Below are 2,123 nucleotides of genomic sequence, written 5' to 3'. Positions count from 1 at the left end.
TTTATTTTCCCTTTGTTCCCTCGAACCTCTATCCGCTACAGAATCGGTTGCCCCCGTTGCTTCACCTTCCCGAATGCCTTCCGCTTCCACCCACGGAAACGGCGTTTCTGCACTGCTCAGAGAGTCATTCGGGCCCGGCGGCACTCCCCCTTTACCAGTAACAGTAAACTCGTTTCCGGCTCCTTCAATGCAGGGATTTGCCGCAATTAATGCAGCAGGATTCACTACATTTTGCGGCAGTTCCACTAAGCCTTGAGCCGGATTCACCCCAGAAGAACTAAATGTTACCGCCCCTTGCAAAGCCGGGCCCGCATTTTGGGAAATCGCCGCGATGTCGCTGCTAGGAAGCAAGGAAGTTGGGCTGACTTGCAAAGCTGCAAATTGCGCATCGGTGAGATTTAAGCGGCTTCTGACTTGTTCGCGGCCCGCGGCCCGAAAGCCGAAGACATTGGGGACATTAATATTAACGCGGCCGCCTGCTGCTGTACGGGCGTTGGCGGTAATGTCGCTGTTTTCTTGCGGGAGAGCCAGAAGAATCCCGCTGTTGATGTTGATATTGCCGCCTTCAGAACTACCCGCATCCGTTGTAATTTGACTCCCCCTGCGCAATTGGATGTCTCGCGCTTCCAAGTTAATATTTGCTCCTACACCGGATGCACTTCTGCCATCAATCCTCGCTTTGTTGTCCAGGGCGATCGCATCTGCGACAACATTAATATTACCAGCTCGTCCGGTTCCCAAAGCCTGCACCGTCACCGTCGCTCCATCCCGGACACTCAATTGACGGGTATTCAAATTCACCGAACCCGCATTCCCTGTTGGATTGGGATTGTTAATGGCGAACCTGGTAGCGACAGAAGCATCAATTGAACTGACAGATAAACCGTTATTACTAATGCCGCTGACTTCGATGCGATCGGCGTTAATAGTAACATCACCTCCATCTCCCGTACCAAAAGACCTAGTAGAAACTAGCCCCCCATTCCGCACAGTCAACCTCCCCGTATCGACGCGGATATTCCCACCCCGACTAGAACTCAAAGTTGCAGAACTCAAGGCGCTATCAGTTTGATTCCCGCTGGTCAAAACAGGAGAAATTCCTGAAATTTCCACTGATTCACTGGCCCTAACTGTTAAATTTCCAGCAGGCCCGCCTTTTTGAGAAAATAGGAATCCCACTAATATTCCAGTTCCTAATGTAAAAGCAGATCCATCAGAAAGACTCAATCGCTTAGTGTCAACGTTAATATCTCCTGCTTTTCCGTTACCGTTGATACTCAGGGTGCTGATTCCCGTTGATATAGCAGTTCTGCGGCTGGAATTGGACAGTTCTATCGATTCAGCAGCTTTAACATTAATACTCCCCGACGGCCCGCTGCTGTAACTCGTACTACCAAGGAGAGAACCTTCGCGCATAATTAATCGTTCAACATCCAGGTTGATACTTCCTCCTGCACCTGTGCTATCTTTAGCTGTGGCATTGTTAATTCCAGAACCCACAATCTCAAAAGTATTGGCACGAATATTTAGACTGCCGCCACTTCCAGCCCCAAGAGTAATGCCACTACCGACTACGCCATTACGCATTAACAGGCTGCCAGTATCAATGGTAATACTTCCCCCAGCTCCAGCGCCAGAAGTACCATTAAACAAAACAAATTGTGGGTCAAACCGATCGACGGTTCCTGATACTAAATATTTACTCACCAACAGTTGATAACCCTCTACTCCAAGTCCACTCATTTCTACTGAATCAGTAGCGCGGATGTTGATATTGCCTCCTGCACCATTTCCGAGAGTTAGAGTAGAAATTTGAGATCCATCCTTGACTTGAACATTTTGGGCAGTGATATCTATGCCTCTACTATCAATATTTCCCAGTGTCAGTCCATAAATTCGCGCCGCACTAATGGTGACATTTCCACCTTTAATCTCTACCCGGCCGCCACCAATTCCGCTGGTATTGATCAGCGTTCCGTCAGATATTTTAATAGGGCCGAAGTTCTGAATATTATCATAATTTAAACTTAAATTTCCCGGCTGTGGGTTCGATGTCACTGTTAAATTCACTACACCCGGACTGGCCACGCTACCGAGCAAAACTTGTCCGCCACTAGCCGTTA

The 2,123-nt window shown here is 48.5% G+C and carries 1 protein-coding gene; it reads right to left on the bottom strand.

The window, feature by feature from the left end; translation table 11 throughout:
* The coding region (locus tag QT974_RS33665) for a filamentous hemagglutinin (protein ID WP_333472700.1) at positions 1–2,123 on the bottom strand (2,123 nt) is incomplete at both ends.

The organism is Microcoleus sp. BM001215392 (assembly GCF_036700185.1).
GTDB lineage: Bacteria > Cyanobacteriota > Cyanobacteriia > Cyanobacteriales > Microcoleaceae > Microcoleus.
This window is presented reverse-complemented; position numbering and strand designations above follow the sequence as displayed.